At 35.6% G+C, this 22,748-nt stretch carries 20 protein-coding genes; 16 read left to right on the top strand and 4 right to left on the bottom strand.

Going from position 1 to position 22,748, the window contains the following annotated elements; genetic code table 11:
• Window positions 1–272: 272 nt before the first annotated feature.
• Window positions 273–3,095, bottom strand: coding sequence for a TonB-dependent receptor (locus ACKC83_RS02945; RefSeq protein WP_434036981.1), 2,823 nt, complete (start codon window positions 3,093–3,095; stop codon window positions 273–275).
• A gap of 211 nt (window positions 3,096–3,306) precedes the next feature.
• Between ACKC83_RS02945 and ACKC83_RS02940 the strand changes: the two genes are divergently transcribed.
• From ACKC83_RS02940 to azu, 16 genes are all read left to right on the top strand, one after another.
• On the top strand, window positions 3,307–4,338 hold the full coding sequence (locus tag ACKC83_RS02940; protein WP_434036980.1) for a helix-turn-helix transcriptional regulator: 1,032 nt from the start codon (window positions 3,307–3,309) through the stop codon (window positions 4,336–4,338).
• A 180-nt stretch (window positions 4,339–4,518) separates the two neighbouring features.
• Window positions 4,519–5,688 carry an MFS transporter gene (locus ACKC83_RS02935; RefSeq protein ID WP_434036979.1) on the top strand — a complete coding sequence of 390 codons (1,170 nt, stop codon included), beginning with the start codon at window positions 4,519–4,521 and terminating at the stop codon, window positions 5,686–5,688.
• 6 nt (window positions 5,689–5,694) lie between these two features.
• On the top strand, window positions 5,695–6,840 hold the full coding sequence (locus tag ACKC83_RS02930; RefSeq protein WP_434036978.1) for a Gfo/Idh/MocA family protein: 1,146 nt from the start codon (window positions 5,695–5,697) through the stop codon (window positions 6,838–6,840).
• A gap of 72 nt (window positions 6,841–6,912) precedes the next feature.
• Window positions 6,913–7,965 carry a sugar phosphate isomerase/epimerase family protein gene (locus ACKC83_RS02925; RefSeq protein ID WP_434036977.1) on the top strand — a complete coding sequence of 351 codons (1,053 nt, stop codon included), beginning with the start codon at window positions 6,913–6,915 and terminating at the stop codon, window positions 7,963–7,965.
• A gap of 57 nt (window positions 7,966–8,022) precedes the next feature.
• On the top strand, window positions 8,023–8,958 hold the full coding sequence (locus tag ACKC83_RS02920; RefSeq protein WP_434036976.1) for a ThuA domain-containing protein: 936 nt from the start codon (window positions 8,023–8,025) through the stop codon (window positions 8,956–8,958).
• Between the two features lie 514 nt (window positions 8,959–9,472).
• Window positions 9,473–10,090 (top strand): GNAT family N-acetyltransferase, encoded by a 618-nt coding sequence (locus ACKC83_RS02915; RefSeq protein ID WP_414036694.1) that lies wholly within the window; start codon window positions 9,473–9,475, stop codon window positions 10,088–10,090.
• A gap of 62 nt (window positions 10,091–10,152) precedes the next feature.
• Complete coding sequence (locus ACKC83_RS02910; RefSeq protein ID WP_434036975.1) at window positions 10,153–10,725, top strand: GNAT family N-acetyltransferase; 573 nt, start codon at window positions 10,153–10,155, stop codon at window positions 10,723–10,725.
• 22 nt (window positions 10,726–10,747) lie between these two features.
• Window positions 10,748–11,929: an argininosuccinate synthase gene (locus tag ACKC83_RS02905; protein ID WP_434036974.1), complete on the top strand. Its 1,182-nt coding sequence runs from the start codon at window positions 10,748–10,750 to the stop codon at window positions 11,927–11,929.
• Window positions 11,926–12,903 (top strand): N-acetyl-gamma-glutamyl-phosphate reductase, encoded by a 978-nt coding sequence (argC, locus tag ACKC83_RS02900; protein WP_434036973.1) that lies wholly within the window; start codon window positions 11,926–11,928, stop codon window positions 12,901–12,903. Before ACKC83_RS02905 ends, argC begins: the two co-directional genes overlap by 4 nt.
• Window positions 12,904–12,916: 13 nt before the next feature.
• A complete protein-coding gene (gene proC / locus ACKC83_RS02895; RefSeq protein WP_414036698.1) occupies window positions 12,917–13,717 on the top strand; it encodes a pyrroline-5-carboxylate reductase in 801 nt (266 codons plus the stop codon).
• Window positions 13,714–14,841, top strand: a complete 1,128-nt coding sequence (locus ACKC83_RS02890; RefSeq protein ID WP_434036972.1) for an aspartate aminotransferase family protein — start codon at window positions 13,714–13,716, stop codon at window positions 14,839–14,841. The genes proC and ACKC83_RS02890 overlap by 4 nt, the downstream gene beginning before the upstream one ends.
• A 1-nt stretch (window position 14,842) precedes the next feature.
• Complete coding sequence (locus ACKC83_RS02885) at window positions 14,843–15,778, top strand: N-acetylornithine carbamoyltransferase (protein WP_414036700.1); 936 nt, start codon at window positions 14,843–14,845, stop codon at window positions 15,776–15,778.
• Between the two features lies 1 nt (window position 15,779).
• Window positions 15,780–16,556: an acetylglutamate kinase gene (gene argB / locus ACKC83_RS02880; RefSeq protein WP_434036971.1), complete on the top strand. Its 777-nt coding sequence runs from the start codon at window positions 15,780–15,782 to the stop codon at window positions 16,554–16,556.
• Window positions 16,556–17,620: a M20 family metallo-hydrolase gene (locus tag ACKC83_RS02875; protein WP_434036970.1), complete on the top strand. Its 1,065-nt coding sequence runs from the start codon at window positions 16,556–16,558 to the stop codon at window positions 17,618–17,620. Before argB ends, ACKC83_RS02875 begins: the two co-directional genes overlap by 1 nt.
• A 51-nt stretch (window positions 17,621–17,671) precedes the next feature.
• The gene (gene argH / locus ACKC83_RS02870) at window positions 17,672–18,949 is read left to right on the top strand and encodes an argininosuccinate lyase (protein ID WP_434036969.1); all 1,278 of its coding nucleotides are present in this window, start codon (window positions 17,672–17,674) and stop codon (window positions 18,947–18,949) included.
• 22 nt (window positions 18,950–18,971) lie between these two features.
• The gene (gene azu / locus ACKC83_RS02865) at window positions 18,972–19,511 is read left to right on the top strand and encodes an azurin (protein ID WP_434036968.1); all 540 of its coding nucleotides are present in this window, start codon (window positions 18,972–18,974) and stop codon (window positions 19,509–19,511) included.
• A gap of 82 nt (window positions 19,512–19,593) precedes the next feature.
• Here azu and leuB read toward each other — a convergent pair whose 3' ends face one another.
• Genes leuB through leuC form a run of 3 tightly spaced genes read right to left on the bottom strand, consistent with a single transcriptional unit; the run spans window position 19,594 to window position 22,740 of the window.
• Window positions 19,594–20,712, bottom strand: a complete 1,119-nt coding sequence (leuB, locus tag ACKC83_RS02860; RefSeq protein ID WP_414036705.1) for a 3-isopropylmalate dehydrogenase — start codon at window positions 20,710–20,712, stop codon at window positions 19,594–19,596.
• Window positions 20,713–20,772: 60 nt separating this feature from the next.
• Window positions 20,773–21,357: a 3-isopropylmalate dehydratase small subunit gene (leuD, locus tag ACKC83_RS02855; protein ID WP_414036706.1), complete on the bottom strand. Its 585-nt coding sequence runs from the start codon at window positions 21,355–21,357 to the stop codon at window positions 20,773–20,775.
• On the bottom strand, window positions 21,358–22,740 hold the full coding sequence (gene leuC / locus ACKC83_RS02850) for a 3-isopropylmalate dehydratase large subunit (protein ID WP_434036967.1): 1,383 nt from the start codon (window positions 22,738–22,740) through the stop codon (window positions 21,358–21,360).
• Window positions 22,741–22,748: the final 8 nt, after the last annotated feature.

Below are 22,748 nucleotides of genomic sequence, written 5' to 3'. Positions count from 1 at the left end.
TGTCTAAATAAGGCTAGATTATGGCTAGGTATAACTAAAATTAGAAGTGTTTTACGCATAACTAAAGCAGGTAGAAATATAATATTTGAAGATGTAGTTACATGTAAATAGCAACTTAAAATGCCATAGATAACACGATAATTTAATTGGTTTTGTAACGCTAGGAGATGTGTAATAAAAAAGGCAGAACCTTGTAACGGTGGTTCTGCCTTTTAAATTTTATACTAGTCTGTATTACGTATACATGCTATATATTCTATGCTATTAACCTTTTAAAACGTATAGTTTAATTGCAGTAAAGTGGCACGAGGTAAAATAGGAATTACTATAAAACCAGCGTCAGGATTGTTTTCTATAAACTCTGAAGTCGCACCGTTAGCATTCGCTCCAAATGAATTTGCTCCCATAAAATTAGCCAAACCATCCGAATTAAAAATATTGGTCATTAAAAGATTAGCGCTTAAATTTTTATTTATTTGATAACCTAAACCGGCATCAAAAACACTGTAGGCATCAAGCTGAAATGCGTTAGCTACATTGGCTTCTCGTTTTCCAGTGTATCTCCACTTTAAAAAAGAAGAAACTATATTTCTGTTATATTCAATAGCGAAATTAAACATTAGTTTCGGGTTAAAAGGTAGAGTGTTTCCTGAATAGTCTACAGTACTATCGTCTGCGGTGTCTACGGTTCCTGCAGCGTCATAAAGGTTCCATGTACTGGCTTTAGGATCTTGAACAATTCCATTAAATCGGAATGCAATATTTTGGAACGGTTTATAAATAGTTTCCCATTCTAAACCTAAGGTTCTAGAGGTGTTAAATAGAATTGGTGTATAAAAAATACGACCAGAATCGCCATCGTATTCAAAGTTAGAGATTCCAATGTTTTTTAATTCGCTCCAGAAAACAGTGGTGGTAAAAGAAAAATCTTTTAAAATAGATTTTAGCCCAACTTCAACTTGATTAATTTTCTGTACTTCACCCGCTTGATTAATAGGTACATTGGCATAATTATTAAAATAATAATTTAATTCAGGAGCTTTATTTCCCTTAGATAATCTTCCAAATAGCGATGCGTCATCAGTTAATTTATAATTTAAACCAAAAGAATACGAGACATAATTATAAGTGTAGTCAAACGTGTCTACCTCTCCTGTTGGTGCTAAAATATTATTGTCGTAAGCGGTAGTTTCATCTTGATCTAACCCTCCATTTTGTGTAAATGGCGCGTAGCGATCGTTACTTCCGTCATGCGTAATAGATTCAAAACGTACACCCAAATCAAGTTGTATTTTGTCTGAAACTTCCCAGTGGTCGTTTACAAATCCAGCAACCTGAGTAATTTTAGCACGACTATTTGTAAAGAATAATCCGCCATAATTACTAACTCCATTTTCGTCTGATAATGCCATAACAGGCGCTCCTGGGTTCTCTAAGGTAACTTGTAGCATCTGCGGATTGTTTTCGTAGGTAGAAAAAGCAAAGCTTCCTTGTGTAAATACCGACGTGTCCGAAAATCCTGTAGCAAAACCAAAATTTAAGTCGTGTGTGTCCCACGTCTTATTCAGTGTTAATTGTTGCATAAATTCATCTGCAGTATTATCCTTATACCAAGTAGATGTTCCCATAATGGCATCGTTTGGTAGTGTGCCATCTGTTAAATATTCTGAAGAATTACCTGAGAAAATACCACTGTTGTCAATGCGTGCTAATTCAGCTCCAGAGTTAGCGTTTTTAAATACAATTTGTCCGACAGGAAACGGATTTCCGTTACTCACTAAATAATAGGCTGTAGGATCGCTAATAGACACAAAGACATTACTTATTGCGGTTTGCCAATTTGCGCTTTTAGAAGAGAACTTCATGTTGTTTTTAATAGACCAGTTATTTCCTAAGTTCTGAAATAAATCGAAACCAACCGCTAGATCTTTTGCATGAACTCCGTTCGACGGATTAAAACTATTTGTACCGCCTTCTGCTAAATTACGACCGTCCGGAATAGACGCATCAAAACTTGGCATTAACAATGCAGAGTTATTGAAGTCTTGACCGTAAGCAGCTTCTGGGTTGTCCCAATTTGTTGCGGCTACACCGTTATATCTGTTGGTATAATCGTTGAGGTATTTTCCGTATAGTTTAAAATAACCTCGTGAATTTTCTTTCGTAAGGTCAAATTTAAACTGTCCACCTTTACTAAATGTAAAATCTGTATTTCTTGCACCTTCATCGTGTATGTAATGTCCACCAGAATTAAAAAACCAATTATTACCCAAGGCACCACCTAAAACAGCGTCTACTCTATAAAGCATATTGCCTTCACCTTGAACGCCTGTTTGTAATTGCACTTCTCCATTTAAATCTTCAGAAGAATTTCTTGAGATAAAATTATAAACACCGCCAGGCGCATTCATTGCCGTTATAGATGCACTACCGCCACGTAAAGCTTCCACTTTACTTGTGGTTAAATCTACGCGATTAAAAATATCTGGGCTATAATAGGAGTGTTGTACCAAACTAACTGGTAATCCGTCTTCTTGTAGCGATACATAGTACCATCCCATGTCGTCTTCTGCAGCCGCAGAAATACCACGCGTATACACTTTTGTAAAAACCTCTCCGGCAGATGCATCGGTAAAGGTTCCTGGTATGTTTTCTAATAGGTTTGCTGTACCTCTAGGATATACTTTTTGTATTTGTTCAGCATCGAGTGTACTTACAGACGTGCTAGATTCTAACTGATCTTTAGGGGTGAAATTCCCTGTAATAATAACGGTATGAAGGTTAAGTAAATCTGTCTCTAAACTGAATGAAAAATTCAAGTCATTATCACGAACTTCAATGTCTTCTTTAATAGGTTTAAATCCTAAGTGGGAAATGCTTAAGGTGTATTGTCCAGCAGGAATATTTTCAAGTTTGAATGCACCTTCAGTATTGGTAATACTATAAACATTTGGCTTAGCATTTATAACAACAGTTGCCCCGGATACGGGCTGGTTGTTGCTGTCGGAAATGGTACCGCCAATTGTAGATTGCGCATGTAATAGAGCAGATTGAGTTAATAGCAAGAAAGCTACTAAACATTTAAATAAATTCATAGTTAAGGGAGTGTAGTTGTTATTTCGATATTTTGAATGTTAAAATGTAAAATTAGTAGTAATTTATCTTTATACAAAGCCACTGAAAGAATTCATACAATCTAATACAAATGAGGTGTATGATTTGAGTATTTCGTGATTTATAAAAGCTAAAATTTATAATTCGCAAAAAAGGTGTATTTTGCATGGCACTTGTATTCAAATAATTTCAGTGAAAGTAAACAAAATAAATATCGAGCCCTATAAAGCTTACGGCGTAGTTTATCATGCCGACACTTGTTTGCCATTACTTGATGCGTTTAATCGAAAAAAAATAAAATTTAAAGCTCTCGCCAGACATACCTATCCTGGCGATCGATTAGACGAGAATACGTTGGGTTTAAATAGTATTGGGTACTGGGATGCTAGCGAGCCTCAAGATTGGGGATTAGACTGGCATAGAAATGAAGGAATCGAATTTCATTTTTTAGAATCAGGTACGATGCCTTATGCTCAGGAAAATAAAGAAGTTTTACTTACTCCTAATCACTTAACAATTACGCGTCCATGGGAAGCTCATAAGGTTGGAAACCCGTATGTAGGTATGGGAAAATTCTACTGGGTAATTATCGATTTAGGCGTGAGAAGACCGCATCAAGAATGGGTGTGGCCAGATTGGGTGACTTTGGTTCCTAAAGATTTAGATCGGTTGACTGCCATTTTAAGACAGAATGAAAAATCTATTTGGAAAACAGATCAAAAAGTTCGTGACTGTTTTGTTAGAATAAATAAAGCAATTGATACCGATGTTAATGGAAGTAGCGCCTCAAGAATTAGACTACTAGTTAATTACTTACTTATTCTGTTGTTCGATTTATTAAATACCGAAGATATTGTGTTAAATGAAAAATTAACCGATAGCTCTCGAAGTGTGAAATTTTTCTTAGATGAATTAGGAAACAATTTATCCGAAAATTGGACTGTCGAACTAATGGCAGAATCTGCAGGTGTTGGAGTAACACGCTTTACGCACCATTGCAAGCGTTTAACAAATGTAACACCCATGCGTTATTTAATGATGAAGCGCCTCAATTTGTCTAAAAGAATGCTTTTGGAAAATCAAGAATTAACCATTGCAGAAATTGCATACACCTGTGGCTTTGCCACAAGTCAGTACTTCGCAACGGTATTTAAAAAACATGAAAAATGTTCGCCAAAAGCTTATAGATTAAAGCTTACGGAAGAAAATCCAGAATGTGTTTAAAATATTTCACTGAATTAATATACACCTCTTTTCAAAATCTATTTTCTATTTTCACTAAGTAGAAAATTTCAAGATAGTCTGTTTCGGTTTATTGCATCTCATCTCACTAAACACGAGTTTTAGATATAAGCGGCTATTCCTTTGTTTTTTGTACAAACTAACTAAACCACAGACATAATAATGGAGATTAATAAGAAAAGACTCTTTCTTGGGAGTTGCTTGGCTCTAATTACAACAGCAATGACTTTTGCTATTCGAGCAAGATTAGAAACCGTTTTCGGCCCAGAGGGCATAGGTTTAACCTTAGAGCAAATTGGTTATGCTTTTACGCCCGCATTTTTCGGGTTTACGCTAGCTATGATTTTTGGAGGCCCAATGGTAGATTTTATCGGGATTAAAAAAATTACATGGATTGCCTTTGTCATGCATGCTGTGGGTATTGTTTGGACTATTCTAGCCGATTCCATGAGTTCGTTGTTTCTAGCAACGTTGTTTGTAGGTATTGGAAATGGAATGGTAGAAGCGGCTTTAAACCCAATGGTCGCATCGATGTACACATCCGAAAAAACTAAAATGCTTAATAGATTTCACGTTTGGTTTCCAGGAGGAATCGTTATTGGCTCCATTGTAGGATGGTTAGTCATGGATGTTTTAGGTTTAAGCTGGCAAATTATGGTTGCAACGTTGTTTGTGCCTCTAATCTTATATGCAATATTGTTTTTCGGACAAAAATTCCCTGTAACAGAACGCGTTCAAATGGGGATTAGTAACAAAAAAATGTTCGCTAGTATTGGTAAGCCATTGTTCCTTTTTATGGTGTTTTGCATGTTTTTAACCGCAGCATCAGAATTAGGGACAACGCAACGTATAGAATCTCTTTTAAAAGAATCTGTAGCCGTGCCACTTTTAGTCCTTGCTTTTATAAACGGAATTATGGCGTTAGGTAGACTGTTTGCAGGACAAGTGGTGCATAAATTACAGCCGTCGGGTATGTTATTATATTCAGCAATATTTACGTTTATCGGCTTATGGTTGTTAACTATTACAAGTGGCGGTATGACGTTTGTTGCAGCAGCAGTATTTGCCGTTGGTGTAACCTTCTTTTGGCCGACTATGTTGGGGTTTGTTGCAGAATATTTGCCGGAAACAGGGGCGTTAGGACTCTCGATAATGGGAGGAGCAGGAATGTTTTCTGTATCTTTAGTTTTACCAATTATGGGGAAATTAATGGATGATGCTAATGCTTCGGAGGCGTTACGTACCATGTCTATATTGCCTGCAATTCTTATTGTGGCCTTTTTAGGGTTGAATATTTATATGAAAAAAAGAAATAAAAAAGAACAAGCATAATTTAGTATGGCAAGAAAATTAAGAATGGGAATGATAGGTGGTGGTACCGGATCATTTATAGGAGATGTACATAGAAAAGCGTCGTCAATAGATGGCATGATCGAACTGGCGTGTGGTGCATTTAGCAGTAATGCAGAAAAATCTAAAGCATCAGGACAAGCATTATATCTACCAGAAGATAGGTGCTATGGAAGTTTTGAAGAAATGATCTTGACGGAAAAAGAATTGCCAGAAGATGTTCGCATGGACTTTGTTTCTATAGTAACGCCCAATCACATGCATTTTGCGCCCGTGAAATTAGCGTTAGAACATGGTTTTCATGTTGTTTGCGATAAGCCATTGACGTTAACATTGGATGAAACTATAGAACTGCAAACGTGTGTAGAAAAAAGTGGTAAAATTTTCGCTTTAACACATAATTACACGGGATATGCTATGGTAAAGCAGGCGAGAGCTATGGTTGCCAAAGGCGATTTAGGAAAAATTAGAAAGATACAAGTACAATATTTACAAGGTTGGTTGTCTACAGCTGTAGAACAAACCGGACAAAAACAGGCGTCTTGGCGTGTAGATCCGGCTAAATCTGGTATTGGTGGAGCTTTAGGAGATATAGGTACTCATGCTGGAAATTTAGCCGAATATATAACGGGATTAGAAATTGAAGAACTAGCAGCCGATTTAGGAACATTTGGAGAAGGCCGTGTTTTAGACGACGATGGTAATTTATTGCTACGTATGAATAATGGTGCAAAAGGAACCATGTCTATTTCTCAAATAGCATTAGGCGAAGAAAATAATTTAGCTATTAAGGTGTATGGAGAAAAAGGAAGTTTAGAATGGCAACAGGAAAATCCAAATCAGTTAATCACACACTGGCTCGAAGATCCTGTAAAAGTTTTTACACCAAACGGTAATGGTTTGTATGAAGAAGCGCTGGCTGTGTCGCGTATACCTGCGGGGCATCCAGAAGGATATTTAGAAGCTTTTGCTACTATTTATAAAAATTTTGCAACACATGTTATGGCGTTGTTAAATAATGAAATTATCGAAAAACCAGATTATCCAACTGTTAAAGATGGTGTTCGTGGGATGCAGTTTATATATGCTGCAGTAGAAAGCGATAAGCATAATGCGTCTTGGGTGAAAATTTAAAATAATTAACGTACTCGATTTTTTTAACAACTTCGAGGAATAAATTTCTTCTATTATGAAGATAGCTAGTATATGAAAACAATAAAAGGACCCGCAATTTTTTTAGCTCAGTTCGCAGGAAGTGAGGCACCGTTCAATACTTTAGACAATTTATGTAAATGGGTAGCAGACTTAGGCTATAAAGGAATACAAATTCCCACTTGGGAAACAGGATTAATCGATATTGAAAAGGCTGCCGAGAGTCAGACGTATTGCGATGAATTAAAAGGGAAAGTTAATTCTTACGGATTAGAAATTACCGAATTATCAACCCATTTACAAGGTCAATTAGTGGCTGTAAATCCGGCTTACGATACCTTGTTTGATGGCTTCGCACCAGATGCATATAAAAATAATCCAAAAGCTAGAACCGAATGGGCAATTGACTTTGTTAAAAAATCGGGAACGGCAAGTGGACGATTAGGTTTAAAATCGCATGCATCATTTTCTGGAGCTTTACTATGGCATACTGTATATCCTTGGCCACAGCGGCCACAAGGTTTAGTAGAAATGGGTTTTGAAGAATTAGCAAAACGTTGGTTGCCCATTTTAAATCATTTCGACGAACAAGGTGTCGATATTTGTTATGAACTTCATCCGGGCGAAGATTTGCATGATGGTGTGAGTTTCGAACGGTTCTTAGAAGCAACGGGAAATCATAAGCGCGCCAATGTTCTTTACGATCCAAGTCATTTTGTATTGCAACAGTTAGACTATTTAAAGTTTATCGATTATTACCACGAGCGTATTAAGTCGTTTCATGTAAAAGATGCCGAATTTAATATGTCTGGGAAACAAGGTGTTTACGGTGGTTATTCCGATTGGCAAGACCGTGCTGGTCGTTTTCGATCTTTAGGAGATGGTCAAGTAGATTTTAAAAGTATTTTCACTAAATTAACTAAATACGACTGCGATGTTTGGGCCGTGATGGAGTGGGAATGCTGTATAAAATCATCAGATCAAGGCGCTAGGGAAGGTGCTCCATTTATTCAGAAACATATTATTGAAGCTGCAGAGCGTAGTTTCGATGATTTTGCAGGGGCTAAACCCGATGAATCATTTTTAAAAAGTATTTTAGGAATTTAATCTATCAATAGAAATATGAAAAAGCATTTCGTTTTATTATTTTTAAGTCTTTGTTTTATGTCCCAGTCGTATGGGGTGAACGAAGCTAAAGGGAAAATAAAAGTATTAATTGTCGATGGTCAGAATAACCATGCGGTTTGGCCAAAGTCAACCATTATGATGAAGCAGTACCTAGAAGAGACCGGTTTGTTTGCGGTAGATATTGCGAGAACAAAGTTTTTATCCAAAAGTGAAAAACATAAAGATTGGTTAAATTACGCTAATGTTGCTCCAGGTGTTGAAGGGGAACCAAAGACAGATCCAGACTTTAATCCTAAATTTTCAAAATATGATGTAGTCATTTCAAACTTTGGATATAAAGCAGCGCCTTGGCCAGAAAAAACACAACAGGCGTTTGAAAAGTATATAGCTAAAGGCGGTGGCTTTGTAAGTGTACATGCCGCAGATAATAGTTTTCCTGATTGGGAGGCATATAATGAAATGATTGGAATTGGTGGCTGGGGCGGTCGTTCAGAGAAAAGCGGACCTTACTTGTATATAGATAAAAATGGACAACCTAAAAAAGATTATAGCCCTGGGCCAGGAGGTAAGCACGGAAAACGAGAAGATTTTCCGGTGACTAACTATAACGAGGAACATCCAATAACTAAAGGTTTACCAAAAGTATGGATGCATGCAGACGACGAATGTTATGCTTTAATGCGCGGACCAGCTAATAATGTTACTATTTTATCTACAGCTGTATCGACATTAAAAGACCCAGCTCTAGAGCAGAAGGAGCCTGTGGTGATGACAATAGATTATAAAAAAGGAAGAATATTTCACACCACATTAGGTCACGATGTAAACGCCTTCGAGTGTGTTGGGTTTATTACGTTATTTAATAGAGGAGTAGAATGGGCGGCTACGGGGAAAGTTACTCAATTAGAAGTGCCAAGCGATTTTCCGACATCGACAGAAGTTTCTAAGCGAAATTTTATTTATAAAAACTAGTTTAAATTCGGTAATATGCGCGTCGTTTAATGATGCATTACGAATCCTCTAAAATTGAACGTTTTAGAGGGTTTTTATTTTCTATAATGTAGTATATGTATCAATTTTTGAATTATTTTAAATAAAAGTATCTAAAAGCAAGAGAATCAATAATTTTCGTCAATAAACGGATAATTGTTGTTGCTCGTTTCAAATTAAAATTATAGCTTTACAACATGGAAAATTTAAAAAATAACATACGTTACGTATTACGCAGGTTGCCCGCAAGTGCACCGCGCCGCCGCTTCTAATCTTCAGTTTAAGCAAATTTTTTACGTAATTTTAATTTTTTCATAGTGTCCAAATTTTTTATCATAGTAAATTTAAACAAAGTTAATATTTCAATTAACAGGGTTCCTATGCGCCGTATTTTTGTCCGTCGCCCTTAGGGGTATTTTATAATTTTATTGAACTAAGGTGAGTCCGGTTCAGCTATCGAAAAAATAAATTAAAGACATTCAATACGAGTTAAAAAATGGAAATTGTTATTGCTGACAAGTCGCATATTGTTTATGCAGAAATTATTTGTGAAACCATAGCGGATTCTGCTAGAGTTAGAGGTACGGGTATTGCAAAAAGAACACCTGAGTACGTCATACAAAGAATTATAAACGGAAATGCTGTTATCGCTTTAGATCATGGTAAGTTCGCTGGTTTTTGCTATATAGAAGCTTGGGGACACGGTAAATTTGTTGCCAATTCTGGTCTAATTGTTCATCCTGATTATAGAAATAGAGGGTTAGCAAAAGATATTAAACATGCCATTTTTGAACACTCTAGAAAAAAATTTCCAAAAGCAAAAGTTTTTAGTATTACTACAGGTTTACCTGTAATGAAAATGAATTCCGATTTAGGTTACAAACCTGTAACATTTTCAGAATTAACAGACGATCAAACCTTTTGGGATGGGTGCCAAACCTGTAAGAATTATGATGTTTTACAGCGTACAGAACAAAAGATGTGTTTATGTACAGGAATGTTGTACGATCCAGATAAACAACCTCCAAAAGATCAAAAAGAAGTAAAATCTAAAGTATTTCAGCGTTTAAAAAGTATTAAGGAACATTTATTTCTAAAAAAGCAAAATAAATAATATTGGTGTAGTTTTTGTAAATAAAATGGGGTCTGACCAAATAAGCAGTCATTATAAGTAAAATGGATATACTAGTCGATACAGATATTAAAATTGATCAAGTGATTGCACAGGCCGAAACCTTTTGCGAGGAAGAAGGCATTGAGCTTAAGTTGGTCTATAAACTTTCTAATAAATCTTTAGAGATTATTTCAGAGCGATCTAGAGTGCTTCCTACACTGTATTATGTGAGTGTAGAAATGCTTAAGAAACGTGTTGAAAATGGTTGCTTTATTTTAACTAAAGATAATCGTATTTGCGGACACATTTTTGTTCACGAGCATCAGGTTAAAGAGCATTTAATATACGAAAGATCATCACTGTGGGTCGATAGTGATTATAGGCAATATAATCTCGGTTTATTACTTATGGCTAGACTAACCGAATACTTTAACGAAACTTTTTTAATTTCAATAGCTCAAACTACTAAAGTTCATTATTACAATGAATTGTTGGGGATGACTCATGTTACCTTATCAAAAATGTCGGTGGTATTGGTTGAAGAGCTTGAGACATTAGGGAAATTGAGAGACGAATTAAATTTTAGATATTATGTAAATGCCTGTTTTGCCAAGGAAATAGGTCAAATAAAATAAGAAGTAATTAAATTATAGTAAAATGAAAAAATTAGTAATAGCATACAGTGGAGGTTTAGACACATCATACTGTGCAGTAAGTTTATCAAAAGAGTACGATGTACACGCAGTAAGTGTTAACACCGGAGGTTTTACTAAAGAAGAAATTAGCCATATAGAAAGTAACGCTTATAAAATGGGCGTTTCTACTTATAAAAATATTGATGCCGTAGCTACATTTTACCAAAAAGTAGTGAAGTATTTAATTTTCGGAAATGTATTAAAAAATAATACATATCCGTTATCTGTGAGTGCAGAACGTATTATTCAAGCCATCGAAATTGTAGAGTATGCAAAAAGCATCGATGCAAAATATATCGCTCACGGAAGTACTGGAGCAGGAAACGACCAAGTGCGTTTCGATATGATTTTTCAAATCCTAGCGCCAGAAATTGAAATTATTACACCTATTAGAGATCAAAAATTAGCTAGACAGACAGAAATCGATTATTTGGTTGCCAATGGTATCGACATGAACTGGGCAAAAGCTAAATATTCTGTAAATAAAGGATTGTGGGGAACTAGTGTAGGTGGAGAAGAAACATTAACTTCAGAGAAACCATTACCTAGCGAAGCATATCCGTCTCAGTTAGAAAAAACAGACGAGCAAAAAGTGACATTAACCTTTAAAAAAGGGGAATTTGTTGCCTTTAACGGAACTGAAGCCGCTCCAGAAAAAAATATTGAAGCTCTAAACGAAATTGCTTCAAAATACGCCATAGGAAGAGATATTCATGTTGGAGATACTATTGTTGGAATTAAAGGACGTGTTGGTTTTGAAGCTGCCGCAGCTTTAATTACAGTAAAAGCACACCATTTATTAGAAAAGCATACTCTTACTAAATGGCAAATGCAACATAAAGATTACTTGTCTAGTTTCTATGGGATGCATTTACACGAAGGTCAGTTTTTAGATCCTGTAATGCGAGATATGGAAGCATTCTTATCTAGTAGTCAGGAAAATGTAACAGGAGATGTTGTTGTAACGCTTAAGCCTTACCATTTCTCTTTAGATGGAATCGTGTCTGAACACGACTTAATGAATTCTACATTTGCTAGTTATGGTGAAGAGAACAAAGGATGGACAGCAGATGACGCTAAAGGATTTATAAAAATTCTTGGAAACCAGAATAAGATATACCAACTCGTAAATAAGAAATCATGATACAAGCCGGAATTGTAGGAGGAGCAGGTTATACTGCAGGAGAACTGATTAGAATACTAATGTATCACCCACAGGTAAATATCGATTTTATTTACAGCACGTCTAACGCCGGAAATCCGGTGAGTAAAGTGCATCAAGATTTAATTGGGTCTACAGATTTACAATTTACAGATAGCATTAATGCCGAGGTAGATGTGTTATTCTTATGTTTAGGACACGGAAATTCTACTGCGTTTTTAGAAAATAATAGCTTTTCTGATGCGACTAAGATTATCGATTTAAGTAACGATTTTAGATTAGAAGCCGATGCAAATTTTAACGGTATGGAATTCGTTTACGGACTTCCGGAACTAAATAAAGAGGCTATTGTTAATGCGAAGTATTTAGCAAATCCAGGATGTTTTGCAACGGCAATTCAATTGGCATTATTACCATTAGCATCAGACGGGAAATTTAAAGACGATGTGCATATTAATGCTGTAACGGGGGCAACAGGAGCCGGAACATCCTTATCTGCAACTACACATTTTACGTGGCGAGATAATAACTTTTCGTACTACAAACCTTTTACACATCAGCATTTGGGGGAAATCAATCAGTCGGTAAAGCAATTACAAAGTGATTTTAATTCAGAAATCATTTTTATGCCAAATCGTGGTGATTTTTCTAGAGGGATTTTTGCAACAGCTTACACGAAATACGAAGGGACTTTAGAAGACGCAAAAACATTGTTTAAATCATTTTACAAGGATGCTAAATTTACAGTGGTTTCAGATGAGGATATTCATTTAAAACAAGTGGTAAATACTAATAAATGTATCCTTCATTTACATAAACACAACGATAAATTATTGGTGACAAGCGTGATTGATAATTTGTTAAAAGGCGCTTCAGGACAAGCGGTTCAGAATATGAATTTAATGTTCGGATTTGAAGAAACCGAAGGGGTTCAATTAAAAGCTACTTACTTCTAAAACCACTAACCATATGAAAATTGCTATAATCGGAACGGGAAATTTAGGGCATTCTATCGCAAAAGGTTTAATTATCGATAATGCGTTTACTACTCTTTATTTAACCAAAAGAAATTTAGAATCACTAGAAGAATTTAATGGGTACACAAATGTGACTATTACTAGTGATAACATTGAAGCAACAAAAACATCGGATATTTTAATATTTGCGGTTCAACCTGCTCATTTTGAAAAAGTCTTAGCCGAAATCACACCGTATTTAACAGAAAAACATGTGTTAATTTCAACTGTTACTGGATTTTCAATCCCAAAAATAGAAGGCGTTGTTGGCGAAAATCAGTTTGTAATTCGTGCTATGCCAAACACAGCAATCGCTGTGGGTAAATCTATGACCTGTATTTGTAGTAATACGCAGGGAGCAAAACGGATTAAGATTTCTCAGGCTATTTTTAATCGATTAGGGCATACCTTAATTATTCCAGAAAGTCAGATGCAAGCTGCAACGGTTATTTGTGCTAGTGGTGTTGCCTTTTGGATGCGATTAATTCGTGCCACAACACAAGCAGCAATTCAATTAGGTTTCGATGCCGAAGAGGCTCAAGAATTATCGATGCATACTTGCGAGGGCGCAGCTAGTTTGCTTATCCAAACTGGGAATCATCCAGAGGAAGAAATCGATAAGGTTACAACGCCAAAAGGCTGTACTATTGAAGGGTTAAACGAAATGGAACACAAAGGTTTAAGTTCGTCTTTAATTCAGGGAATGGTAGCGTCTTACAATAAAATTAGCAACATTAAAAAAGAACAAATATGAGTTTGTTTCCAGTATATCCGCTTTACGATATTACCCCAGTAAAAGCGAAAGACGTTTTTGTTTACGACGACAAAAATGTAGAGTATTTAGATTTATACGGTGGTCATGCTGTAATTTCTATAGGGCATGCACACCCAACATACGTAGACCGTTTAACGCGTCAGTTAAAAGAGATTGCATTTTATAGCAATGCCATTCAGAATCCGTTGCAAGAACAATTAGCAGCAGAATTAGCCGACTTCTCAGGATGTAAAGACTACCAGTTATTTTTATGTAATTCAGGAGCAGAGGCGAATGAGAATGCATTGAAACTGGCATCTTTTCATAATGAAAAATCTAAAATTATTGCCTTTAAGAATGGATTCCACGGAAGAACTTCTGCCGCCGTTGCAGCAACCGATAATCCTAAAATTGTAGCGCCATTAAATGCCCAACAAGATGTTGAGTTTTTTGAATTAGGTGACTTAGAAGGTGTAGAACAAGCGTTAAAAAATAACGATGTTTGTGCTGTAATTATAGAGTTTATTCAAGGTGTTGGAGGTTTAGACGAAAGTACAACCGCATTTTACCAAGGACTTGAGAAATTATGTAAAGCGTATAATGCATGTTTTATTGCCGACGAGGTACAATCGGGCTTTGGTAGAACGGGAGATTTCTTCGCATTTCAAAAGCATAACATTACGCCAGATATTATTTCTATGGCAAAAGGTATGGGGAATGGTTTTCCTATTGGAGGTATTTTAATTCATCCAGATATAAAAGGACGATTTGGATTATTAGGAACTACTTTTGGAGGAAATCATTTAGCATGTGCGGCTTCTATTGCTGTTTTAGATGTGCTTAAAGCTGAAGATTTGCTAGCGCATACTAAAGAAATTTCAGCATATTTTCTTGAAAAAGCAAGCCAATTACCACAATTAAAATCAATTAAAGGTCGTGGTTTAATGTTAGGATTAGAATTCGATTTTCCGATTTCAGACCTTAGAAAAAACCTTATTTTCGACCATCATATATTTACTGGAAGTGCAAAAAATCCTAATTTATTAAGAATACTTCCGCCATTAACGATTCAAAAAGAACACTTAGACATATTCTTTGAGGCTTTAAAAACAGAATTAGCTTAGCATGAAAAAATACACGCAAATATCAGATATTTCAAATCTTTCAGAAACCATAAAAGAAGCGATTCTTTTAAAAATGAATCCTTTCGAACATAAACACTTGGGTAAGAATAAAACCTTAGTGATGTTGTTCTTTAATTCGAGTTTACGGACGCGGTTAAGTACAGAAAAGGCGGCGAAAAATCTTGGAATGGATGTCATGAGTTTAAATGTAAACGATGCGTGGAATTTAGAGTTTGAAGACGGTACAATTATGAATGCCGGAACTTCCGAACATGTAAAAGAAGCGGCTGCTGTGATCTCTCAATATGCCGATATGATTGCTGTGCGTGCCTTTCCAAGCTTAATGGATAGAGATAAAGATTATGCAGAAATGGTAATTAACAGCTTCGAAAAGTACGCAACTGTGCCTATTGTAAATATGGAAAGCGCTACGGCACATCCGTTACAAGCATTGGCAGATGCGATTACAATTTCAGAATTATCTGAAAAAGCACGCCCAAAAGTGGTCTTGTCTTGGGCGCCACACCCTAAAGCATTGCCACAGGCGGTACCCAATTCATTCGTTGAAATGATGATAAAAATGGATGTCGATTTAACTATAACGCATCCTGAAGGCTATGAGCTTAATCCTGAAATTACGAAAGACACACCAATTAATCATAATCAAGAAGAAGCTTTAAAAAATGCCGATTTTGTATACGCCAAGAATTGGAGTAGTTATACGGACTACGGACAAATTTTAAATAGAGACAGAAACTGGATGATTACAAAAGAAAAATTGGGACATGCTAAATTTATGCACTGTTTGCCGGTTAGACGAAATGTAATAGTGGAAGATGCCGTTTTAGATAGTGATCAATCGGTTGTGATGCAAGAAGCCAACAACAGAACGTACGCTGCACAAATTGTTATGAAAGAAATTTTAGAAAATCTATAATATGAAAACACTAAAAGTTGTAAAAATAGGTGGTAATATTATTGATGATGATATCGCTTTAGCTGAATTTTTAAAAGGTTTTGCTGCTATTGAAGGACCAAAAATTTTAGTCCACGGTGGTGGTAAATTAGCGACTAAAATGGCGAAATCTATGAATATCGAAGTGCAAATGGTAGATGGAAGACGTATCACAGATGCCGATACTTTAGATATAATCACGATGGTTTATGGCGGAAAAATCAATAAAAACATTATTGCACAATTACAAGCTAATAAGTGTAATAGTGTTGGATTTACTGGAGCAGATGGAAACGTAATTGTTTCAGAAAAACGTCCGGTAAAAACTATAGATTACGGATTTGTAGGTGATGTAAAACGCGTGAATACTAAAGTGCCTAAAGTGCTTTTGGAGAACGATATTACACCTGTTTTTTGTGCGATAACACATAATGAAAACGGACAATTATTAAATACAAACGCAGATACTGTTACGTCTGAATTAGCCATTGCTTTTGCAGATTTGTACCAAGTAGAACTTTATTACTGCTTCGAGAAAGACGGTGTATTGTTAGATGTTGACGATGCAAATTCTGTAATAGAAGATATTAATACATCCAATTACGCTACTTTAAAAGCAGATGGTGTGATTACAGATGGGATGCTTCCCAAGCTAGATAATTGTTTTCATGCCATTTCCAATCACGTACACAAAGTGTGTTTGGGAAAACCAGAAATGCTATTTAATCAGAACACAAAACATACAACCATTCAAGCCTAATGACAACGCAACAATTAACCGAGGAAGCGATATTATTGCTTAAAAACCTGATAGAAACCCAATCTTTTTCTTCGGAAGAAGATAAAACGGCACAGCTTATAGAAGCTTGGTTCATTCAAAAGGATATTCCGTTTACCCGCACAAAAAATAACGTATGGGCAACAAATAAAGATTTCACAGAAGGCAAACCCACTTTACTTTTAAATTCGCATCACGATACGGTAAAGCCCAATACGGCTTATACAAAAGACCCGTTTAAAGCCATTGTAGAAGATGGTAAACTATACGGATTAGGAAGTAATGATGCAGGAGGCTGTCTGGTTTCTCTAATTGCAACCTTTACCTATTTTTATAATAAACCGAACTTAAAATACAATTTGGTGATAGTCGCTTCTGCCGAAGAAGAGAGTAGTGGGCCAAATGGTTTAAATAGTATGTTATCTATAATTCCTAAAATAGATGTTGCTATTGTTGGGGAGCCGACATTAATGAATTTGGCAGTTGCAGAGAAAGGTCTTGTGGTTTTCGATGCTAAGGTAAAAGGAACGCCAAGTCACGCGGCGCATCCTAATGACGATAATGCCATTTATAATACTATTGAAGTGCTTAATTGGTTCAAGGATTATAAGTTCGAAAGATCTTCTGAAGCTCTAGGCGATGTTAAAATGACGGTATCTCAAATTCAAGCAGGTAAACAGCATAATGCCATTCCGGCTGAGGTTGATTTGGTTATAGATGTACGCGTAAACGATAAATATACCAATGCAGAAATCAATGATATTTTAGTGAATGAATCGCCTTGTACAGAGATTAAAGCAAGAAGTTTACGTTTAAATTCGTCTTCAATTCCTAAAGACCACGAATTGGTAAAAGCAGGAGTTGAAATTGGTCGTACAATGTACGGATCACCAACCTTATCCGATCAAGCCGTGTTAACCTGTTCGTCTTTAAAGCTAGGTCCTGGAGACAGTACGAGATCGCATTCTGCAGATGAGTTTATTTACTTAAATGAAATTGAAGAAGGTATTGCAATTTACATTCAATTATTAGAAAAAATACTTTAATTATTTAAGTGAGAAGTTAGGCTTCAATCTAAAATATAAAAACATATAGTTATGAAACTTTGGGACAAAGGTCTTACTATCGATAAAAAGATAGAACAATTCACTGTTGGAAACGATAGAGAAATAGATATACATATTGCTAAATACGACGTGATTGCCTCTAAAGCACACGCCATCATGTTAGAGCGTATAAACATTATTACTGAAGAAGAGTTAAAACAATTACTTGGAGGATTAAATGTCTTAGAAGCTCAGATTGAAGACGGCACATTTGTTATTGAAGAAGATTTTGAAGATGTACATTCTAAAATTGAATTTGAGTTAACCAAGACTTTAGGCGATGTAGGGAAGAAAATACATACAGCACGTTCTAGAAACGATCAAGTTTTAGTGGCGCTTCAGCTATATTTTAAAGAAGAATTAAAAGTCATTCAAACGAAAACTAAAACGTTTTTCGATACACTTATTGGGTTGGCCGAAACACATAAAGGTTCGTTATTGCCAGGGTATACGCATTTACAAGTGGCTATGCCTTCATCTTTCGGACTTTGGTTTTCTGCATACGCAGAGCTTTTAATAGACGATGTGTATATGTTACAAGCGGCTCAAAAAGTAGCCGATCAGAATCCGTTAGGTTCTGCTGCAGGTTATGGAAGTTCATTCCCTATAGACCGTGAATTAACAACTAAAGAAATGGGCTTTTCAACATTAAAGTATAATGTTGTCGCGGCACAAATGAGTCGTGGAAAAAGTGAGCGCACAATTGCAGCTTCGTTAGGAAGTTTAGCAAATACATTATCGCGTTTTGCAATGGATATTTGCTTGTATAATAGTCAGAATTTTGGATTTATAGCCTTCCCAGACGAGCTAACAACGGGAAGTAGTATTATGCCACATAAAAAGAATCCTGATGTGTTTGAATTAATTCGTGGAAAATGTAATAAAATCCAAGCGCTTCAAACAGAAATGGTATTAATTACTAATAATTTACCTAGTGGTTACCATCGCGATTATCAGTTGTTAAAAGAGAATATGATTCAAGCTCTAGAGGATATGAAAGACATTCTAGACATTTTTAATTTCTCTATCGCTCAAGTTAAAGTGAAAGATATCGATTTACACGACGAGAAATATAAGTTCTTATTTACGGTAGATAATATTAATACTTTAGTAGTCGATGGAATGTCTTTTAGGGATGCTTATAAAAAAATTGGTGGAGAAGTAGAAGCAGGAACTTATGTGCCAGACGATTCTAAAAAACACACCCATTTAGGAAGCATTCATAATTTGGGATTAGATAAAATAAGCCTTAAATTTCCGAAACTTTAAAACAAACTTTAAAAACAAAACTATGAAATACTTAAAATTATCGGTATTGATGTTAAGTTCTGCATTCTTAATGAATTGTGGAGGGAAAGAAGAAAAGAAAAAAAGCTTTTCTTACGATACAGAAACAGAAACACCTGCGGCTAAATCTGAAACAACAGTGGCGCCAGATACGGCAACAGTAGCAGATGGTGTTGTAGAAGTTATGCTTCATGGAGATGATAAAATGACTTTTAACTTAAAAGAAATTAAAGTTAAATCAGGTCAGAAAGTGAAATTAACTTTGATGCACACAGGTAAAATGCCAAAGAATGTAATGGGGCATAATTTCGTGCTTCTTAATAAAGGCGTTGACTTATCTACTTTTGCCTCTAAAGCGGCTTCTGCAGCAGATCATGATTATGTACCTGAAGGTTCTGAAGATGTTATAGTATACACTAAATTACTTGGTGGTGGAGAATCAGATGTTATTGAATTTGATGCTCCTGAAGCTGGAACTTATGATTTCTTATGTAGTTTCCCTGGACATTACGCTTTAATGAAAGGTAAGTTTATTGTTGAATAAACGCAGTATAAAACAGAGTAAAATTAAAAAAGCGTCTTAGTTTATAAACTAAGACGCTTTTACTTTATATAAAATACTGTAATTATATTATGGTAGATTGTCCTAAGTGAATATTAGAAAAATTATGATTTGAATCTTTAGGATTACTAATAAAATCAGCAATAAAATCACCTACTTTAGAGGTTGTTATATTATCGTATTTCGTGTTTAAATCTGGTGTTGTAATATGAAGTGCTAACGATTTATCGACAGCAGTTCTAATTAAATCCGCTTCATCGTTTAAATCGAAATGATCTAATAACATGGCTGCAGATAAAATAGAAGCAATAGGATTTGCAATACCTTTATTTGTCGCTTGCGGATAAGACCCGTGAATAGGTTCGAACATAGCATATTTATCTCCAACAGACGCTGAAGCTAATAAGCCAATAGATCCGCCAATTACACTAGCTTCATCACTAATAATATCTCCAAACATGTTTTCTGTTAAGATCACATCAAATTGTTTCGGATTTAAAATCATTTGCATAGCAGCGTTATCTACAAATAAGAAATCTAATTCTATATCCTTGTAGCTTGTAGCAACCTCTTTAACCACTTTACGCCATAAACGAGACGTTTCTAATACGTTTGCCTTATCTATTAACGTTAATTTTTTTCTGCGTGACTGAGCGGCTTTAAATGCTAAATGTGCAACACGTTCAATTTCTACACGAGAATATTCGCATAAATCTGAAGCTGTATCTCCATCTGCACTTATTTCTTTTTTTCCGAAGTAAATACCACCAGTAAGTTCACGATAAATACTAATATCTGTACCTTTAATAATATCCTTTTTTAAAGGCGATTTACTTAAAAGTGTATCGTAAGCTTTAACAGGTCTAATGTTTGCATATAACCCTAAAGATTTTCTTAAAGCAAGTAAACCTTGTTCTGGGCGTACTTTGGCAGAAGGATCGTTATCGTATTTAGGATCTCCAATAGCACCAAATAATATGGCATGGCTATTTTTACACTGCTCTAGAGTTGCTTCAGGTAAAGGATTTCCTGTTTCATCGATAGCTATTGCACCAACAGGAGCATAATTAAAACTAAAAGAATGATCGAATTCTAATGCAATGGCTTTTAGGACTTTTATAGATTGTGCAGTGACTTCTGGTCCAATTCCGTCTCCTGCTAATACTGCTATGTTTAGTTTCATAAGAATTATTTTTTAGTTTGCTATTAGGCCAACTAATTGATAATGGTTACAAGTTAATAGTTATGCCTTATTTTCGAAGGCTAAAATATCTTCTTTTTTACTTAATAAATAATCGATGTCGTCGTAACCATTAATCAGACAGGTTTTTTTATAAGGATCAATATCGAAAGACTCCTTTAAATCTGTGTCTTTTATAGAAATGATTTGCGTTTCTAAATTTACACTAATTATTGTTTCTGGGTCTGTTGTTATATGATTAAATAATTCCTTTAAAAATGGAGGAGTTACTTGTACAGGAAGAATACCATTGTTAAGTGCATTTCCCTTAAAAATATCGGCGAAGAAACTCGATACTACCACTTTAAATCCGTAATCGGCTATAGCCCAAGCGGCATGCTCACGACTAGAACCACAACCAAAATTATCGCCAGCCACAAGGATACTTCCCATGTAGGTGGTGTTGTTTAAAGGGAAGTCTTCGTTTAAATCTCCGTTTTTATTAAATCTCCAATCTCTAAATAAATTGTCTCCAAATCCTTCTCTATCTGTTGCTTTTAAGAAACGAGCAGGAATTATTTGGTCGGTATCTATATTTTCTATGTCTAATGGAATGGCTCTAGACTGAAATGTTGTAAACTTTTCCATTTAGTTTAATTGTTTTGTAATGTCAATAATTTTTCCTTCTACGGCGGTCGCAGCAGCGATTAAAGGACTTGCTAAAATTGTTCTTGAACCTTGACCTTGTCTACCTTCAAAATTTCTGTTTGATGTAGAGACGCAATATTCATTTTGCGGAATTTTGTCATCGTTCATGGCTAAACAGGCAGAGCAGCCAGGCTGACGAAGTTCGAAACCTGCATCTGTAAAAATGTCTTTTAAGCCTTCTTCAATAATTTGAGTTTCCACCAATTTACTACCTGGAACTAGCCAGGCTGTAACGTTAGGTGCTTTTTGTTTGCCTTTTATGTACTCGGCAGCTACTCTAAAATCTTCAATTCTAGAGTTGGTACAACTACCAATAAAGACAAAATTAATTGGTTTGTTTATAAGAGATTCGCCTTTTTTGAAATCCATATATTTCAATGATTTTTCAAAAGAAGCATCGTCAAGTGTAGGGATGTTTTCTGTAACTTTTATCCCCATACCCGGGTTTGTTCCGTATGTTACCATAGGTGCGATATCTTCGGCATCGAAGACATATTCTTTATCGAAGACAGCGCCTTCGTCTGTAGGTAATGTTTTCCAATATGCTACTTTATCTTCAAAATCTTTACCTTTAGGTGCAAATTCACGACCTTCAACATAGTCGAAAGTTGTCTGGTCAGGAGCAATCATACCTCCACGAGCGCCCATTTCAATACTCATATTACAAACCGTCATACGGCCTTCCATACTCATATTTTCAAAAACATCTCCTGCGTATTCACAGAAATATCCTGTACCAGCGTTTGTTCCTAATTTAGCAATAATATATAAAATAACATCTTTAGGAAGTACGCCTTTTTTTAATTTTCCATTTACAGAAACGCGTAAACTTTTTGGTTTGGTTAAAAGTAGACATTGACTAGCAAAAACCTGAGCAACCTGACTCGTACCGATTCCAAAAGCAATTGTTCCAAATGCACCATGTGTAGAGGTATGACTATCTCCACATACGATTGTCATCCCAGGTTGTGTGATACCTAATTCGGGCGACATTACATGCACTATTCCATTGTATTTGTGACCTAATTCAAAAAGTGTGATTCCGTTTTCGGTACAGTTTTTTGACAGCTGCTCAAGCTGATGTCTAGATAATTTATCTTGTATTGGTAAATGTTGATTCGTTGTTGGTGTGTTGTGATCTGCTGTGGCCACAATTTGGTTGGGTCTAAATACAGGAATATCTCTGTCTTTTAACTCATTAAAAGCTTGTGGGCTTGTCACTTCATGTATTAAATGTTTGTCTATGTACAATATTTGTGGTCCGTTTTCTATAGCGTCTACCACATGTGCATCCCAAACTTTATCGAATAATGTCTTTTTCATTTTTTAAG

It is taken from the genome of Formosa bonchosmolovskayae, from assembly GCF_051016085.1.
Lineage (GTDB): Bacteria > Bacteroidota > Bacteroidia > Flavobacteriales > Flavobacteriaceae > Formosa.
Note: the sequence above shows the minus strand (reverse complement) of the source record. Positions and strands in the feature narration are given on the sequence as shown.

Coding starts and splice junctions, on each gene's coding strand:
- leuD (WP_414036706.1), bottom strand. CDS start 21,357: ATGGAAAAGTTTACAACATTTCAGTCTAGAGCCATTCCATTAGACATA.
- ACKC83_RS02915 (WP_414036694.1), top strand. CDS start 9,473: ATGGAAATTGTTATTGCTGACAAGTCGCATATTGTTTATGCAGAAATT.
- ACKC83_RS02890 (WP_434036972.1), top strand. CDS start 13,714: ATGAGTTTGTTTCCAGTATATCCGCTTTACGATATTACCCCAGTAAAA.
- ACKC83_RS02905 (WP_434036974.1), top strand. CDS start 10,748: ATGAAAAAATTAGTAATAGCATACAGTGGAGGTTTAGACACATCATAC.
- ACKC83_RS02910 (WP_434036975.1), top strand. CDS start 10,153: ATGGATATACTAGTCGATACAGATATTAAAATTGATCAAGTGATTGCA.
- ACKC83_RS02945 (WP_434036981.1), bottom strand. CDS start 3,095: ATGAATTTATTTAAATGTTTAGTAGCTTTCTTGCTATTAACTCAATCT.
- ACKC83_RS02885 (WP_414036700.1), top strand. CDS start 14,843: ATGAAAAAATACACGCAAATATCAGATATTTCAAATCTTTCAGAAACC.
- argC (WP_434036973.1), top strand. CDS start 11,926: ATGATACAAGCCGGAATTGTAGGAGGAGCAGGTTATACTGCAGGAGAA.
- argH (WP_434036969.1), top strand. CDS start 17,672: ATGAAACTTTGGGACAAAGGTCTTACTATCGATAAAAAGATAGAACAA.
- ACKC83_RS02935 (WP_434036979.1), top strand. CDS start 4,519: ATGGAGATTAATAAGAAAAGACTCTTTCTTGGGAGTTGCTTGGCTCTA.
- ACKC83_RS02925 (WP_434036977.1), top strand. CDS start 6,913: ATGAAAACAATAAAAGGACCCGCAATTTTTTTAGCTCAGTTCGCAGGA.
- ACKC83_RS02920 (WP_434036976.1), top strand. CDS start 8,023: ATGTCCCAGTCGTATGGGGTGAACGAAGCTAAAGGGAAAATAAAAGTA.
- leuB (WP_414036705.1), bottom strand. CDS start 20,712: ATGAAACTAAACATAGCAGTATTAGCAGGAGACGGAATTGGACCAGAA.
- proC (WP_414036698.1), top strand. CDS start 12,917: ATGAAAATTGCTATAATCGGAACGGGAAATTTAGGGCATTCTATCGCA.
- ACKC83_RS02930 (WP_434036978.1), top strand. CDS start 5,695: ATGGCAAGAAAATTAAGAATGGGAATGATAGGTGGTGGTACCGGATCA.
- ACKC83_RS02875 (WP_434036970.1), top strand. CDS start 16,556: ATGACAACGCAACAATTAACCGAGGAAGCGATATTATTGCTTAAAAAC.
- argB (WP_434036971.1), top strand. CDS start 15,780: ATGAAAACACTAAAAGTTGTAAAAATAGGTGGTAATATTATTGATGAT.
- leuC (WP_434036967.1), bottom strand. CDS start 22,740: ATGAAAAAGACATTATTCGATAAAGTTTGGGATGCACATGTGGTAGAC.
- azu (WP_434036968.1), top strand. CDS start 18,972: ATGAAATACTTAAAATTATCGGTATTGATGTTAAGTTCTGCATTCTTA.